Here is a 15,346-nt window from a genome sequence, read left to right as displayed (position 1 = left end):
GCGGACCGAGCGGACCGGTCGTCGTACTCGTCGGCCCCATGGGGTCCGGCAAGTCCACGGTGGGGGCGCTGCTCGCCGAGCGGCTCGGCGTCCCCTACCGGGACACCGACGCGGACATCGTCGCGGCCCAGGGCCGGGAGATCTCCGACATCTTCGTCGACGAGGGCGAGCCGTACTTCCGTGAGCTGGAGCGGCGGGCGGTCGCCACCGCCGTCGCCGAGCACACCGGAGTGCTCGCCCTCGGCGGCGGCGCCGTCCTCGACGAGGGCACCCGCACCCTGCTCGCCGGCCTCCCCGTCGCCTATCTGTCGATGGACGTCGAAGAGGCCGTACGGCGCGTGGGCCTCGGCGCCGCGCGCCCGCTGCTCGCAGTCAACCCGCGCCGCCAGTGGCGCGAACTGATGGACGCCCGGCGCCCCCTGTACACCGAAGTCGCGCGTGTCGTGGTGGCCACCGACGACCGCACCCCCGAAGAGGTCGCCCAGGCGGTCCTCGACGCTCTGGAGTTGAAGGACGTATGACAGACCAGGTGACGCGGATCCACGTCGGCGCGAGCGCCGGCCATGACGCGTACGACGTGCTCGTCGGCCGGCAGCTGCTCGGCGAGCTCGGCTCCCTGATCGGTACGAAGGCCCAGCGGGTCGCCGTCATCCACCCCGAGGCCCTCGCCTCGACCGGGGAGGCCCTGCGCGACGACCTCGCCGAGCAGGGCTACGAGGCGGTCGCCATCCAGGTGCCGAACGCCGAGGAGGCCAAGACCGCCGAGGTGGCCGCGTACTGCTGGAAGGCGCTCGGCCAGTCCGGCTTCACCCGCACCGACGTCATCGTCGGCGTCGGCGGGGGAGCCACCACCGACCTCGCGGGCTTCGTCGCCGCGACCTGGCTGCGCGGCGTGCGCTGGATCGCCGTACCGACCACCGTCCTCGCGATGGTGGACGCGGCCGTCGGCGGCAAGACCGGCATCAACACCGCCGAGGGCAAGAACCTGGTGGGCTCCTTCCACCCGCCGGCCGGTGTGCTCTGCGACCTGGCCGCCCTGGAATCGCTGCCGGTCAACGACTACGTCAGCGGCCTCGCCGAGATCATCAAGGCCGGATTCATCTCCGACCCGAAGATCCTGGACCTGATCGAGGAGGACCCGGCCGCCGCGCGCACGCCCGAGGGCCCGCACACGGCCGAGCTGATCTGCCGCTCCATCCAGGTCAAGGCCGACGTGGTCTCGAGCGACCTCAAGGAGTCGGGGCTGCGGGAGATCCTCAACTACGGCCACACCCTCGCGCACGCCATCGAGAAGAACGAGCGCTACAAGTGGCGGCACGGCGCGGCCGTGTCCGTCGGCATGGTCTTCGCCGCCGAGCTCGGCCGCCTCTCGGGCCGCCTCGACGACGCCACCGCCGACCGCCACAAGGAGATCCTCGCGGCCGTCGGCCTGCCGCTGACCTACCGCGGCGACCAGTGGCCCAAGCTGCTCCAGACCATGCAGGTCGACAAGAAGTCCCGCGGCAACCTGCTGCGCTTCATCGTCCTGGACGGGCTGGGCAAGCCGACCGTCCTGGAGGGCCCCGACCCGGCGCACCTGATCGCCGCGTACGGCGAGGTGTCCGCGTGAGCCGCAAGGTACTCGTCCTGAACGGCCCCAACCTGGGTCGGCTCGGGTCCCGCGAGCCCGACGTGTACGGGGCCACCTCGTACGCCGGGCTGGTGGAGAGCTGCCGCGCGCTGGGCGAGGAGCTCGGCTTCGACGTCGAGGTCCGCGAGACCAACGACGAGGGGCAGCTGGTGCGGTGGCTGCACGAGGCGGCCGACGGGAAGATCCCGGTGGTCATCAACCCCGGGGCCTTCACGCACTACTCGTACGCCATGCGGGACGCGGCCGCGCAGCGCACCGCGCCCCTCATCGAGGTGCACATCTCGAACCCGTACGCCCGCGAGGAGTTCCGGCACACTTCGGTCATCGCCTCCGTGGCGACCGGGACGGTGGCGGGCTTCGGGATCGGCTCTTACCGGCTGGCACTGCGCGCACTGGCGGACGAGATCTCCCTCTGACGCCCCGACCGACCCCCTGCCCGGCGGTGCTGGTGGACCGCCGGGCTCCCGGGGTCATATAACGTTCTCGCATCAGTCGCCGGAACGAGACGGAGTGGCAGCGGATGCAGCAAGGAGTGGGGGGCGGGAGCGCCGGCTGGGGGCAGCCGGGACCGCATCCGGCGGCGCCTCCGCAGCCGCCGATACCTCCGGCGCAGGGCTGGCCGGGGATGCCGCCGCCCATGCCGGCCCCGCCGCACACGCACCCGGTGGTGCCCGTGCCCGAGGCCACCGGGCACATCCCGCTGCCGCCCGCGGTGCCCGGCACCGGGGCGGCCACCCTCGCCGTGCTGCTGATCGGCCCGGCCGGCGCGGGGAAGACCACCGTGGCCCGGCACTGGGCGAGCACCCGGCCCGTGGCGACCGCCCACATCAGCCTCGACGACGTCCGCGAGTGGGTGTGCTCGGGCTTCGCCGACCCGCAGGCGGGGTGGAACGAACACTCCGAGGCCCAGTACCGCCTCGCCCGCCGCACCTGCGGCTTCGCCGCCCGCAACTACCTGGCCAACGGGATCTCCTGCATCCTCGACGACGCCGTCTTCCCGGACCGGCCGGTCGTCGGCCTGGGCGGCTGGAAACGGCACGTGGGGCCCACCCTGCTGCCGGTGGTGCTGCTGCCCGGCCTGGAGATCGTCCTGGAACGCAACGCGGCCCGCTCCGGCAACCGCCGGCTCTCCGACGAGGAGGTCGCGCGGATCCACGGGCGGATGGCGGGCTGGTACGGCTCCGGCCTGCCGATCATCGACAACTCGCACCTGGACGTCGAGGCGACGGCACGCGCCTTGGACGAGACCCTCGCGCGTGCGCTGGCTTAACGGTTCTGCTGTGCAGGCGCGCCGCCGCTGCCGGGAGCCGGCCCCCGGAGGCGGCCCCGTCCGGACGCGCTCGCCAGGCCAGAGGCGCGGAGCGCTCGTACGCTCGAAGACATGTCAGACGTGTACGCCGCCCGCCGGGGCACGCTTCGCGACCGCTGCGCCGCCGCAGGGAACGCTGCCGCACTGATCACGCGTCCGGCGAACGTCCGCTACCTCTCCGGGGCCTCCCCGCTCGGTGCCGTCCTGCTCGTCGGGCCCACCGAGGACGTGATGTTCTGCGGCAGGACACCGACCGGCGAGGCCGACGAGGGGCGCCTCGACGACCGGCTCAGGGTCTCCGTGCTGGCGAGCCCCGGCGGGGACCCGGCCGTCGCGGCCGGGGACATGGCCGCCGCGCTGCGGGCCGACTCCCTGGCGGTGGAGGAACACCACCTCACCGTGGCACGGCACCGGGCCCTGCGCTCCGTGGCGCCCAAGCTCCGCCTCGCGGACCTCGGCACCGCCGTGGAGCAGCAGCGCCTCGTCAAGGACGAGGAGGAGATCGCCTGCCTCCGCATCGCCGCCGAGATCGCCGACCAGGCCCTCGGCGAGCTGCTGGAGTCCATCCTCGTCGGACGCACCGAACGCCACCTCGCCCTGGAGCTGGAGCGGCGACTCGTCGACCACGGCGCCGACGGGCCCGCCTTCCCGACCTCCGTGGGCACCGGCCCGCACTCCGGCCGCTCCCGGCACCGCCCCTCCGACCGGCGGGTCGAGGAGGGCGACTTCCTCTCCGTCTGCCTCGGCGCCTGCTACCGGGGCTACCGGTGCGAGATCGGCCGGACCTTCGTCATCGGCACCACCCCCGCGGACTGGCAGATCGAGCTGTACGACCTCGTCTTCGCCGCGCAGCGGGCCGGGCGCGAGGCACTGCTCCCCGGGGCCGCCTACCGGGACGTGGACCACGCGGCACGTTCCGTACTGGACTCCGCGGGCCACGGGGAGGCCCTCGCTCCGTGGACCGGACACGGCGTGGGACTCGAAATCGACGAGGACCCGCAGCTTGCACCTACGGCAATGGGTAAACTGGACGCTTGCGTGCCGGTCACCGTCGAACCGGGGGTTCACCTCCCGGGCCGGGGAGGTGTCCGGATCGATGACACGCTCGTCGTGCGCCCCGAGGCGGACGGCGGTCCCGAGCTACTCACCATTACGACCAAGGAGCTGCTCGCGCTCTAGTCCGCTCCGCCGGACTGTGCGCGCACCCGTGGTCTTCCAGTGCAGGAGATTCCGCAACCGTGGCTTCCACGAACGACCTCAAGAACGGCATGGTGCTCAAGCTCGACGGTGACCAGCTCTGGTCCGTCGTCGAGTTCCAGCACGTCAAGCCCGGCAAGGGCCCGGCCTTCGTGCGCACCAAGCTCAAGCACGTGCTCTCCGGCAAGGTCGTCGACAAGACCTTCAACGCCGGCACGAAGGTCGAGACCGCCACGATCGACCGGCGTGACATGCAGTTCTCGTACATGGACGGCGAGTACTTCGTCTTCATGGACATGAGCACCTACGACCAGCTGATGGTCGACAAGAAGGCCGTCGGCGACGCCGCCAACTTCCTGATCGAGGGCTTCACCGCCTCCGTCGCCCAGCACGAGGGCGAGGTGCTCTACGTCGAGCTGCCGGCCGCCGTCGAGCTGACGATCGAGCAGACCGACCCGGGCGTCCAGGGCGACCGCTCCACCGGTGGCACCAAGCCGGCGACGCTGGAGACCGGCCACGAGATCCAGGTCCCGCTCTTCGTCACCACCGGCGAGAAGGTCAAGGTCGACACCCGCACCAGCGCCTACCTCGGCCGGGTGAGCAGCTAACCGTGGCTGCCCGCAGCAACGCGCGCAAGCGCGCTTTCCAGATCCTGTTCGAGGCCGACCAGCGCGGGGTGCCCGTGCGCGAGGTCCTCGCGGACTGGATCCGCCACGCCCGGTCGGACGACCGGCAGCCGCCGGTCAACGCCTTCACGATGGATCTCGTCGAGGGTTACGCCGACAAGGTGAACCGGATCGACGACCTGATCGTCACCTACGCCGTGGACTGGGAGCTCGACCGCATGCCGGTCGCGGACCGGAACATCCTGCGGCTCGGTGCCTACGAGCTGATCTGGGTGGACGACACGCCGGACGCCGTGGCCATCGACGAGGCCGTGCAGCTGGCCAAGGAGTTCTCGACGGACGAGTCGCCCTCGTTCGTGAACGGGCTGCTGGCCCGCTTCAAGGAGCTGAAGCCGAGCCTGCGCCGAGGCGAGTAGCCTCCGGCGGTTCGGCGAGACGGAGGGCCCGCAGCGTACGCGCTGCGGGCCCTCCGTTTGCGTTCGGCGCACCCTCCGCGCGGAGTCCGCACGCGAAAACGGCGGGTGCCGGGAACCCTCTCGGGCTCCCGGCACCCGCCGGTAACGTTTCTGCTGGTCCAGGGACCGGGGACTAGACGTCCTCGTGGGCCACGGCACGACGCGCATCCGCGTCGAGCACGCCCCAGCTGATGAGCTGCTCGGTCAGGACCGAGGGGGACTGGTCGTAGATGACGGCCAGGGTGCGCAGGTCGTCCTGGCGGATCGACAGCACCTTGCCGTTGTAGTCGCCACGCTGGCTCTGGATCGTCGCCGCGTAGCGCTGGAGCGGGCCGGCCTTCTCGGCGGGCACGCCCGCCAGGCGCTCCAGGTCGAGGCGCAGCTTCGGCGGCGGCTCGGCCGCCCCGCCGGGCGTCGTGCCCGGCAGCAGTTCCTGCACCGGAACCCCGTAGAAGTCCGCCAGCTCGGCAAGGCGCTGGACGGTCACGGCGCGGTCCCCGCGCTCGTAGGAACCGACCACCACGGCCTTCCACCGGCCCTGCGACTTCTCCTCGACACCGTGGAGGGAGAGGCCCTGCTGGGTGCGGATGGCGCGGAGCTTGGCCCCGAGCTGTTTGGCGTATTCGCTGGACATAACGCTCCCGGACGCTGTGACGCTGTGACTACATGGCTTACAACGTGGCTGACATGCGGCTCCGCCGCGCGGCTGGTAACTCACTGTGAGGTTACGCAGCGTTACTTGGATGCGTCAAGCCGAATGGTCACCATCGCCCCCTCGGGAACGGCTCCAGGAGCCCCGTGGAAGCCCCCGCGCCCCGGCCCGGTGCGGGGTCACCGGCCTCGCCCTGGTACCGTGGGAGACGTACATCAGACGTCCTTTAAGGTCCGTCCCGTGAGGCGGAGAAGGAGGTCCTTTTCATGGACACCCAGCAGAACACCGATGCCGCGCGCTCCGTTCTCGAAGCGCAGGACATCGCCCGGGTCCTGACCCGCATCGCCCACGAGATCGTCGAACGTGCCAAGGGCGCCGACGACGTGGTGCTCCTCGGCATCCCCACCCGCGGTGTGTACCTCGCCCGCCGGCTGGCCGCCAAGCTCGAAGAGATCACCGACACGAAGATCCCGGTCGGCTCCCTCGACATCACGATGTACCGCGACGACCTGCGGCTCAAGCCCGCCCGCGCGATCGGCCGCACCGAGATCCCCGGCGGCGACCTGAGCGGCCGCCTCGTCGTCCTCGTCGACGACGTCCTCTTCTCCGGCCGCACCATCCGCGCCGCCCTCGACGCCCTCGGTGACCTCGGCCGCCCCCGCGCCGTGCAGCTCGCCGTCCTCGTCGACCGGGGCCACCGCGAACTGCCGATCCGCGCCGACTACGTCGGCAAGAACCTCCCCACGTCGCTGCGGGAGACCGTCAAGGTCCAGCTCCAGGAGGAGGACGGCCGTGACGCCGTGCTGCTCGGCCAGCGGACCGCCCAGGCAGCCGGGCAGTAGCCCGTACGCATCACCGGGCCCCCGCGGGGTCCGCGCCGAAGCCTGCCCCGCCCCACCCTGCTGCCCCTGTCCGGCCGCCCCGCCCGAAGAACGGCCGGCCGGCCTGCCCTCCTGACCTACGGAGCCATCCAGATGAAGCGCCACCTCATCTCGGCCGCCGATCTCACGCGCGACGACGCCGTCCTGATCCTCGACACCGCCGAGGAGATGGCCCGCGTAGCGGACCGGCCGATCAAGAAGCTGCCCACCCTGCGCGGCCTCACCGTCGTCAACCTCTTCTTCGAGGACTCGACCCGCACCCGGATCTCCTTCGAGGCGGCCGCCAAGCGGCTCTCCGCCGATGTCATCAACTTCTCCGCCAAGGGCTCCTCGGTTTCCAAGGGCGAATCCCTGAAGGACACGGCGCTGACCCTGGAGGCCATGGGCGCCGACGCTGTCGTCATCCGCCACCACGCCTCCGGCGCCCCCTACCGGCTCGCGACCTCCGGCTGGATCGACTCCGCCGTGGTCAACGCCGGCGACGGCACCCACGAGCACCCCACCCAGGCCCTGCTGGACGCCTTCACCATGCGCCGCCGCCTCGTAGGCCGGGACGCCGGCCTCGGCAAGGACCTCGCCGGTCGCCGCATCACCATCGTCGGCGACGTGCTGCACAGCCGCGTCGCCCGCTCCAACGTCCACCTGCTGCACACCCTCGGCGCCGAGGTCACCCTCGTGGCCCCGCCGACCCTGGTCCCGATCGGCGTCGAGACCTGGCCCTGCGAGGTCTCGTACAACCTCGACGAGGTGCTGCCGAAGTCCGACGCTGTGATGATGCTGCGTGTGCAGCGCGAACGCATGAACGCCGCCTTCTTCCCGACCGAGCGCGAGTACTCCCGCCGGTACGGGCTCGACGGCGACCGCATGGCGAAGATGCCCGAGCACGCCATCGTGATGCACCCCGGCCCGATGAACCGCGGCATGGAGATCACCGCCGAGGTCGCCGACTCCGACCGCTGCACGGCCGTCGAGCAGGTCGCCAACGGCGTCTCGACCCGGATGGCCGTCCTGTACCTGCTGCTCGGAGGCTCCGAGCCCGCCGTCACCACCACCAGCACGCCCCGCATCGAGGAGAGCAAGTAAAGATGAGCAAGATCCTGATCCGTGGCGCGAAGGTACTCGGTGGCGAGGCGCAGGACGTCCTGATCGACGGCGAGACCATCGCCGAGGTCGGCCAGAACCTCTCCGCCGAGGGCGCGACCGTCATCGAGGCCGAGGGCCAGGTCCTCCTCCCGGGCCTCGTCGACCTCCACACCCACCTGCGCGAGCCCGGCCGCGAGGACTCCGAGACCGTCCTGACCGGCACCCGCGCCGCCGCTTCCGGCGGCTACACCGCCGTCTTCGCCATGGCGAACACCTTCCCGGTCGCCGACACCGCCGGCGTCGTCGAGCAGGTCTGGCGCCTGGGCAAGGAGTCCGGCTACTGCGACGTACAGCCCATCGGCGCCGTCACCGTCGGCCTGGAGGGCAAGCAGCTCTCCGAGCTCGGCGCCATGCACGACTCCGCCGCCCGCGTCACCGTCTTCTCCGACGACGGCAAGTGCGTGGACGACGCCGTCATCATGCGACGCGCCCTGGAGTACGTGAAGGCCTTCGGCGGCGTCGTCGCCCAGCACGCCCAGGAGCCCCGCCTCACCGAGGGCGCCCAGATGAACGAGGGCGTCGTCTCCGCCGAGCTGGGTCTGGGCGGCTGGCCGGCCGTCGCCGAGGAGTCGATCATCGCGCGCGACGTCCTCCTCGCCGAGCACGTCGGCTCCCGCGTCCACATCTGCCACCTCTCCACCGCCGGCTCCGTCGAGATCGTCCGCTGGGCCAAGTCCCGCGGCATCGACGTCACCGCCGAGGTGACCCCGCACCACCTGCTCCTCACCGACGAGCTCGTGCGCTCGTACAACGCGGTCTACAAGGTCAACCCGCCGCTGCGCACCGAGAAGGACGTGCTGGCCCTGCGCGAGGCGCTCGCCGACGGCACGATCGACATCGTCGCCACCGACCACGCCCCGCACCCGCACGAGGACAAGGACTGCGAGTGGGCCGCGGCCGCCATGGGCATGGTCGGCCTGGAGACCGCCCTCTCCGTCGTCCAGCAGACGATGGTCGAGACCGGCCTGCTCGACTGGGCGGGCGTCGCCGAGCGGATGTCCTTCGCCCCGGCGCGCATCGGCGGCCTGGAGAACCACGGCCGCCCCGTCTCGGCAGGTGAACCCGCGAACCTGACCTTGGTCGATACCTCGTACCGTGGTGTCGTGGACCCCGCACACTTCGCCTCCCGCAGCCGCAACACGCCTTACGAGGGCCGTGAGCTGCCGGGGCGCGTCACTCACACCTTCCTGCGGGGCCGGGCAACGGTCGTGGACGGGACGCTGGCGTGACACCTGCAGTAATCCAACTGGCCGCCGAGGCCGCCGAGCGACAGTCGGCGGAGGTGACCAGCTTCGGTGCCCGCATGGCGTGGGTGATCGGCCTGGCCGTCTTCGTCGCCTTCGTGTACTGGCTGATGCGGCAGGGCTGGAAATGGCGCGGCGCTCTGCAGAACGACCTGCCGGAGCTGCCCGCCGCCCCCGACGGTCTCCCCGAACACCGGCTGGCGCTGACCGGCCGGTACCACGGGTCCACCACCGCCGGGCAGTGGCTCGACCGGATCGTCGCCCACGGTCTGGGCGTCCGCAGCCGGGTCGAGCTCACGCTCACCGACGCGGGCCTCGACGTGGTCCGACCGGGTGCCACCGACTTCTTCGTACCGGCCGCGCAGCTGCGCGGCGCCCGCCTCGACAAGGGAATCGCGGGCAAGGTACTCACCGAGGGCGGTCTGCTCGTCGTCACATGGGCGCACGGCGACAAGCTGATCGACTCCGGATTCCGCTCCGACCGCGCGGCCGAACACGCCGCCTGGGTCGAAGCCGTCAATCTCATGAACCAATCCATCACGACGGAAGGCGCCGAACGATGACGACCTCCACCAGGGGAGCAGACAAAACTCCCGCCGTACTCGTCCTGGAGGACGGTCGGATCTTCCGAGGCCGCGCCTACGGCGCCCACGGGGAGACCTTCGGCGAGGCAGTGTTCTCCACCGGCATGACCGGCTACCAGGAGACCCTGACCGACCCGTCGTACCACCGCCAGGTCGTCGTGATGACCGCCCCGCACGTGGGCAACACCGGCGTCAACGACGAGGACCCCGAGTCCTCCCGCATCTGGGTGTCCGGTTACGTCGTCCGCGACCCCGCCCGCGTCCCCTCCAACTGGCGCTCCCGGCGCTCGCTGGACGAGGAGCTCGTCCACCAGGGCGTCGTCGGCATCTCCGGCGTCGACACCCGCGCCCTGACCCGCCACCTGCGCGAGCGCGGCGCCATGCGCGTCGGCATCTTCTCCGGCAACGCCGTCGCCGACGACGGCATGCTGCTCGCCAAGGTGCGCCAGTCCGCCGAGATGAAGGGCGCGAACCTCTCCGCCGAGGTCGCCACCAAGGAGACGTACGTCGTCCCCGCCATCGGCGAGAAGCGCTTCACCGTCGCCGCCGTCGACCTCGGCATCAAGGGCATGACCCCGCACCGCATGGCCGAGCGCGGCATCGAGGTGCACGTGCTGCCCGCGACCGCCACCGTCGAGGACGTGTACGCGGTCGACCCGGACGGCGTGTTCTTCTCCAACGGCCCGGGCGACCCGGCCACCGCCGACCACGCGGTCTCCGTCATGCAGGGCGTCCTGGAGCGCAAGACCCCGCTCTTCGGCATCTGCTTCGGCAACCAGATCCTGGGCCGCTCGCTCGGCTTCGGCACCTACAAACTGAAGTACGGCCACCGCGGCATCAACCAGCCGGTGCAGGACCGCACCACCGGCAAGGTCGAGATCACCGCGCACAACCACGGCTTCGCCGTCGACGCGCCGCTCGACAAGGTCACCGAGACCCCCTACGGCCGCGCCGAGGTCTCCCACGTCTGCCTCAACGACAACGTGGTGGAGGGCCTCCAGCTGCTCGACCAGCCGGCCTTCAGCGTCCAGTACCACCCCGAGGCGGCTGCCGGCCCGCACGACGCCGCGTACCTCTTCGACCGCTTCACGTCTTTGATGGAAACCGCCCTGATGGAGGCCGAGCGTGCCTAAGCGCACCGATATCCAGTCCGTCCTGGTCATCGGCTCCGGCCCGATCGTCATCGGCCAGGCCGCCGAGTTCGACTACTCCGGCACCCAGGCCTGCCGCATCCTCAAGGCCGAGGGCCTGCGGGTCATCCTGGTGAACTCCAACCCCGCGACGATCATGACCGACCCGGAGATCGCCGACGCCACGTACGTCGAGCCGATCACCCCCGAGTTCGTCGAGAAGATCATCGCGAAGGAGCGCCCCGACGCGCTGCTCCCGACCCTCGGCGGCCAGACCGCGCTGAACACCGCCATCTCCATGCACGAGCAGGGTGTGCTGGAGAAGTACGGCGTCGAGCTCATCGGCGCCAACGTCGAGGCCATCAACAAGGGCGAGGACCGCGACCTCTTCAAGGGCGTCGTCGAGGCCGTCAAGGCCAAGATCGGCTACGGCGAGTCCGCCCGCTCGGTCATCTGCCACTCGATGGAGGACGTCCTCGCGGGCGTCGAGACCCTCGGCGGCTACCCCGTCGTCGTCCGGCCCTCCTTCACCATGGGCGGCGCCGGCTCCGGCTTCGCCCACGACGAGGAAGAGCTGCGCCGCATCGCCGGCCAGGGCCTCACGCTCTCCCCGACCACCGAGGTGCTCCTGGAGGAGTCCATCCTCGGCTGGAAGGAGTACGAGCTTGAGCTGATGCGCGACACCAAGGACAACGTGGTCGTCGTCTGCTCCATCGAGAACTTCGACCCGATGGGCGTCCACACCGGCGACTCGATCACCGTCGCCCCGGCGATGACGCTCACCGACCGCGAGTACCAGCGGCTGCGCGACATCGGCATCGCGATCATCCGTGAGGTCGGCGTCGACACCGGCGGCTGCAACATCCAGTTCGCGATCAACCCCGACGACGGCCGCGTCATCGTCATCGAGATGAACCCGCGCGTCTCCCGGTCCTCGGCGCTCGCGTCGAAGGCCACCGGCTTCCCGATCGCCAAGATCGCCGCGAAGCTGGCCATCGGCTACACGCTCGACGAGGTCCCCAACGACATCACCGAGAAGACGCCGGCCTCCTTCGAGCCGACCCTCGACTACGTCGTCGTCAAGGCCCCGCGCTTCGCCTTCGAGAAGTTCCCGGCCGCCGACGCCACCCTCACCACCACCATGAAGTCGGTGGGCGAGGCCATGGCCATCGGCCGCAACTTCACCGAGGCCCTGCAGAAGGCCCTGCGCTCCCTGGAGAAGAAGGGCTCCCAGTTCACCTTCGTCGGTGAGCCGGGCGACAAGGACGAGCTGCTGCGCACCGCGGTCCGCCCGACCGACGGCCGCATCAACACCGTCATGCAGGCCATCCGCGCCGGCGCCACCCAGGAAGAGGTCTTCGAGTCCACGAAGATCGACCCCTGGTTCGTCGACCAGCTCTTCCTCATCAAGGAGATCGCCGACGAGCTCGCCGCCGCCGAGAAGCTCGACCCCGAGCTGCTCGCCGACGCCAAGCGCCACGGCTTCTCCGACGCCCAGATCGCCGAGATCCGCGGCCTGCGCGAGGACGTCGTCCGCGAGGTCCGCCACGCGCTGGGCGTCCGCCCGGTCTACAAGACGGTCGACACCTGCGCCGCCGAGTTCGCCGCGAAGACCCCGTACTTCTACTCCTCGTACGACGAGGAGAGCGAGGTCGCCCCGCGCACCAAGCCCGCGGTGATCATCCTGGGCTCCGGCCCGAACCGCATCGGCCAGGGCATCGAGTTCGACTACTCCTGCGTCCACGCCTCCTTCGCCCTCAGCGACGCCGGCTACGAGACCGTGATGGTCAACTGCAACCCGGAGACCGTCTCCACCGACTACGACACCTCCGACCGCCTGTACTTCGAGCCGCTGACGCTCGAGGACGTGCTGGAGATCGTCCACGCCGAGTCCCTGGCGGGCCCGATCGCCGGTGTCGTCGTCCAGCTCGGTGGCCAGACCCCGCTCGGCCTCGCCCAGGCGCTGAAGGACAACGGCGTCCCCGTCGTCGGCACCTCCCCGGAGGCCATCCACGCCGCCGAGGACCGCGGCGCCTTCGGCCAGGTCCTCGCCGACGCCGGCCTGCCGGCCCCCAAGCACGGCACCGCCACCACCTTCACGGGTGCGAAGGCCATCGCCGACGAGATCGGCTACCCCGTCCTCGTCCGTCCGTCCTACGTGCTCGGCGGCCGCGGCATGGAGATCGTCTACGACGAGGCCCGCCTCGAGGCGTACATCGCCGAGTCCACCGAGATCTCCCCGACCCGCCCCGTGCTGGTCGACCGCTTCCTCGACGACGCCATCGAGATCGACGTCGACGCCCTCTACGACGGCAACGAGCTCTACCTCGGCGGCGTCATGGAGCACATCGAGGAAGCCGGCATCCACTCCGGTGACTCCGCCTGCGCCCTGCCCCCGATCACCCTCGGCGGCTACGACATCAAGCGCCTGCGCGCCTCCACCGAGGCCATCGCCAAGGGCGTCGGCGTCCGCGGTCTGATCAACATCCAGTTCGCGATGGCGGGTGACATCCTCTACGTCCTGGAGGCCAACCCCCGCGCCTCCCGGACCGTCCCCTTCACCTCGAAGGCGACCGCCGTCCCGCTCGCGAAGGCCGCCGCCCGCATCTCGCTCGGCACCACCATCGCCGAGCTGCGCGCCGAAGGCCTGCTCCCGAAGACCGGCGACGGCGGCACCCTGCCGATCGACGCGCCGATCTCCGTCAAGGAGGCCGTCATGCCGTGGTCGCGCTTCCGCGACATCCACGGCCGCGGCGTGGACACCGTCCTCGGCCCGGAGATGCGCTCCACCGGCGAGGTCATGGGCATCGACGCCGTCTTCGGCACCGCCTACGCCAAGTCGCAGGCCGGCGCCTACGGCCCGCTGCCCACCAAGGGCCGCGCGTTCATCTCCGTCGCCAACCGCGACAAGCGCTCGATGATCTTCCCGGCGCGCGAGCTCGTCGCCCACGGCTTCGAGCTGCTCGCCACCTCCGGCACCGCCGAGGTGCTGCGCCGCAACGGCATCAACGCCACCGTGGTGCGCAAGCTCAGCGAGGGCGAGGGCCCGAACGGCGAGAAGACCATCGTCCAGCTCATCCACGACGGCCAGGTCGACCTGATCGTCAACACCCCGTACGGCACCGGCGGCCGCCTCGACGGCTACGAGATCCGCACGGCGGCCGTGGCGCGCAGCGTCCCGTGCCTCACCACGGTCCAGGCACTCGCCGCGGCCGTCCAGGGCATCGACGCGCTCAACCACGGAGACGTGGGCGTGCGCTCCCTCCAGGAGCACGCGGAGCACCTGACCGCGGCCCGCGACTAGCAGCCGGTACGAAAGGGGGGCACCGGCGACAGCTTCCGGTGTCCCCCCTTTCATGAGCGCGTAAGGGATATTTCGGACGATGTACAAACTGTTCTTCAACCTGGTCTTCAAGCGCATGGACCCGGAGCAGGCCCACTACATGGCCTTCCGCTGGATCCGCCTCGCCGCCCGGACCCCGGTGCTGCGCACCTTCGTCGCCGCGGCCCTGGCCCCCCGGTACAAGGAACTGCGCACCGAGGCGCTCGGCCTGCGCATGCACGGCCCCTTCGGCCTCGCGGCCGGCTTCGACAAGAACGCCGTCGCCATCGACGGCATGTCGATGCTCGGCTTCGACCACATCGAGATCGGCACGGTCACGGCCGAGGCGCAGCCGGGCAACCCCAAGAAGCGACTCTTCCGCCTCGTCCCGGACCGCGCGCTGATCAACCGCATGGGCTTCAACAACGAGGGCTCGGCGGCCGTCGCGGAGCGCCTGGCGTCCCGTACGCCGGTCTTCAACACGGTCGTCGGAGTCAACATCGGCAAGACCAAGGTCGTACCGGAGGAGGAGGCCGTGGCGGACTACGTCGCCTCCACCGAGCGGCTCGCCCGGCACGCCGACTACCTCGTCGTCAACGTCTCCTCCCCGAACACCCCCGGGCTGCGCAACCTCCAGGCGACGGAGTCGCTGCGCCCGCTGCTGACGGCGGTCCGCGAGGCCGCGGACCGCACGGTGACCGACCGCCGGGTCCCCCTCCTGGTCAAGATCGCCCCCGACCTCGCCGACGAGGACGTGGACGCGGTCGCCGACCTGGCGCTGGAGCTCGGCCTGGACGGCATCATCGCGACGAACACCACCATCGCGCGCGAGGGCCTGGGCCTGCGCTCCGCCCCCTCCCTCGTCAAGGAGACGGGCGGACTGTCCGGAGCCCCGGTCAAGGAGCGCTCCCTGGAGGTCCTGCGCCGCCTGTACGCCCGCGTGGGGGACCGGCTGGTCCTCGTCGGCGTCGGGGGCATCGAGAACGCCGAGGACGCCTGGCAGCGGATCCTGGCCGGCGCCACCCTGATCCAGGGCTACAGCGCCTTCATCTACGAGGGCCCCTGCTACGCCCGCGCCATCCACAAGGGCCTGGCCGCGCGCCTGGCCGCCAGCCCGTACGCGACGCTCGCCGAAGCCGTGGGCGCCGAGACCCGAAAGGCCGCGCAGTGACC

The 15,346-nt window shown here is 71.0% G+C and carries 15 protein-coding genes; 14 read left to right on the top strand and 1 reads right to left on the bottom strand.

Features of this window, described 5'->3' with window-relative positions:
* The first annotated feature begins 38 nt into the window (after positions 1-38).
* The 7 genes from ACGFYU_RS19925 (at position 39) to nusB (ending at position 5,178) form a co-directional block, all read left to right on the top strand.
* Positions 39-521, top strand: coding sequence for a shikimate kinase (locus tag ACGFYU_RS19925; protein ID WP_393828682.1), 483 nt, complete (start codon positions 39-41; stop codon positions 519-521).
* The gene (gene aroB / locus ACGFYU_RS19920; protein ID WP_393828600.1) at positions 518-1,609 is read left to right on the top strand and encodes a 3-dehydroquinate synthase; all 1,092 of its coding nucleotides are present in this window, start codon (positions 518-520) and stop codon (positions 1,607-1,609) included. The genes ACGFYU_RS19925 and aroB overlap by 4 nt, the downstream gene beginning before the upstream one ends.
* The gene (gene aroQ / locus ACGFYU_RS19915; protein ID WP_393828599.1) at positions 1,606-2,046 is read left to right on the top strand and encodes a type II 3-dehydroquinate dehydratase; all 441 of its coding nucleotides are present in this window, start codon (positions 1,606-1,608) and stop codon (positions 2,044-2,046) included. Before aroB ends, aroQ begins: the two co-directional genes overlap by 4 nt.
* Before the next feature lie 104 nt (positions 2,047-2,150).
* Positions 2,151-2,900, top strand: a complete 750-nt coding sequence (locus ACGFYU_RS19910) for an AAA family ATPase (RefSeq protein WP_393828598.1) — start codon at positions 2,151-2,153, stop codon at positions 2,898-2,900.
* Positions 2,901-3,011: 111 nt separating this feature from the next.
* Positions 3,012-4,118, top strand: coding sequence for a M24 family metallopeptidase (locus ACGFYU_RS19905; RefSeq protein ID WP_393828597.1), 1,107 nt, complete (start codon positions 3,012-3,014; stop codon positions 4,116-4,118).
* Positions 4,119-4,177: 59 nt separating this feature from the next.
* On the top strand, positions 4,178-4,744 hold the full coding sequence (gene efp / locus ACGFYU_RS19900; protein ID WP_249765167.1) for an elongation factor P: 567 nt from the start codon (positions 4,178-4,180) through the stop codon (positions 4,742-4,744).
* A 2-nt stretch (positions 4,745-4,746) separates the two neighbouring features.
* Positions 4,747-5,178, top strand: coding sequence for a transcription antitermination factor NusB (gene nusB / locus ACGFYU_RS19895; protein WP_393828596.1), 432 nt, complete (start codon positions 4,747-4,749; stop codon positions 5,176-5,178).
* Between the two features lie 172 nt (positions 5,179-5,350).
* Here nusB and bldD read toward each other — a convergent pair whose 3' ends face one another.
* Positions 5,351-5,851 (bottom strand): transcriptional regulator BldD, encoded by a 501-nt coding sequence (gene bldD, locus ACGFYU_RS19890; protein WP_030026184.1) that lies wholly within the window; start codon positions 5,849-5,851, stop codon positions 5,351-5,353.
* Positions 5,852-6,135: 284 nt separating this feature from the next.
* On the opposite strand from bldD, the gene pyrR reads away from it, so the two are divergent.
* From pyrR to ACGFYU_RS19855, 7 genes are all read left to right on the top strand, one after another.
* Positions 6,136-6,711, top strand: coding sequence for a bifunctional pyr operon transcriptional regulator/uracil phosphoribosyltransferase PyrR (gene pyrR / locus ACGFYU_RS19885; RefSeq protein ID WP_393828595.1), 576 nt, complete (start codon positions 6,136-6,138; stop codon positions 6,709-6,711).
* 132 nt (positions 6,712-6,843) lie between these two features.
* Positions 6,844-7,833 (top strand): aspartate carbamoyltransferase catalytic subunit, encoded by a 990-nt coding sequence (locus ACGFYU_RS19880; protein WP_393828594.1) that lies wholly within the window; start codon positions 6,844-6,846, stop codon positions 7,831-7,833.
* Between the two features lie 2 nt (positions 7,834-7,835).
* Positions 7,836-9,122, top strand: coding sequence for a dihydroorotase (locus tag ACGFYU_RS19875; protein WP_393828593.1), 1,287 nt, complete (start codon positions 7,836-7,838; stop codon positions 9,120-9,122).
* Positions 9,119-9,700 (top strand): hypothetical protein, encoded by a 582-nt coding sequence (locus ACGFYU_RS19870; RefSeq protein ID WP_393828592.1) that lies wholly within the window; start codon positions 9,119-9,121, stop codon positions 9,698-9,700. Before ACGFYU_RS19875 ends, ACGFYU_RS19870 begins: the two co-directional genes overlap by 4 nt.
* A complete protein-coding gene (gene carA / locus ACGFYU_RS19865; RefSeq protein ID WP_393828591.1) occupies positions 9,697-10,854 on the top strand; it encodes a glutamine-hydrolyzing carbamoyl-phosphate synthase small subunit in 1,158 nt (385 codons plus the stop codon). Before ACGFYU_RS19870 ends, carA begins: the two co-directional genes overlap by 4 nt.
* Positions 10,847-14,155: a carbamoyl-phosphate synthase large subunit gene (gene carB / locus ACGFYU_RS19860; protein WP_393828590.1), complete on the top strand. Its 3,309-nt coding sequence runs from the start codon at positions 10,847-10,849 to the stop codon at positions 14,153-14,155. The genes carA and carB overlap by 8 nt, the downstream gene beginning before the upstream one ends.
* A 79-nt stretch (positions 14,156-14,234) precedes the next feature.
* On the top strand, positions 14,235-15,344 hold the full coding sequence (locus ACGFYU_RS19855) for a quinone-dependent dihydroorotate dehydrogenase (protein ID WP_393828589.1): 1,110 nt from the start codon (positions 14,235-14,237) through the stop codon (positions 15,342-15,344).
* The last annotated feature ends 2 nt before the right edge of the window (positions 15,345-15,346 follow it).

The organism is Streptomyces sp. NPDC048337 (assembly GCF_043201175.1).
In the GTDB taxonomy this organism is placed as follows: domain Bacteria; phylum Actinomycetota; class Actinomycetes; order Streptomycetales; family Streptomycetaceae; genus Streptomyces.
Note: the sequence above shows the minus strand (reverse complement) of the source record. Positions and strands in the feature narration are given on the sequence as shown.

Excerpts from the sequence above, each read along its gene's own strand:
- aroB (WP_393828600.1), top strand. The coding sequence starts at position 518 with ATGACAGACCAGGTGACGCGGATCCACGTCGGCGCGAGCGCCGGCCAT.
- ACGFYU_RS19855 (WP_393828589.1), top strand. The coding sequence starts at position 14,235 with ATGTACAAACTGTTCTTCAACCTGGTCTTCAAGCGCATGGACCCGGAG.
- bldD (WP_030026184.1), bottom strand. The coding sequence starts at position 5,851 with ATGTCCAGCGAATACGCCAAACAGCTCGGGGCCAAGCTCCGCGCCATC.
- ACGFYU_RS19880 (WP_393828594.1), top strand. The coding sequence starts at position 6,844 with ATGAAGCGCCACCTCATCTCGGCCGCCGATCTCACGCGCGACGACGCC.
- pyrR (WP_393828595.1), top strand. The coding sequence starts at position 6,136 with ATGGACACCCAGCAGAACACCGATGCCGCGCGCTCCGTTCTCGAAGCG.
- ACGFYU_RS19910 (WP_393828598.1), top strand. The coding sequence starts at position 2,151 with ATGCAGCAAGGAGTGGGGGGCGGGAGCGCCGGCTGGGGGCAGCCGGGA.
- ACGFYU_RS19925 (WP_393828682.1), top strand. The coding sequence starts at position 39 with ATGGGGTCCGGCAAGTCCACGGTGGGGGCGCTGCTCGCCGAGCGGCTC.
- ACGFYU_RS19875 (WP_393828593.1), top strand. The coding sequence starts at position 7,836 with ATGAGCAAGATCCTGATCCGTGGCGCGAAGGTACTCGGTGGCGAGGCG.
- ACGFYU_RS19905 (WP_393828597.1), top strand. The coding sequence starts at position 3,012 with ATGTCAGACGTGTACGCCGCCCGCCGGGGCACGCTTCGCGACCGCTGC.
- carA (WP_393828591.1), top strand. The coding sequence starts at position 9,697 with ATGACGACCTCCACCAGGGGAGCAGACAAAACTCCCGCCGTACTCGTC.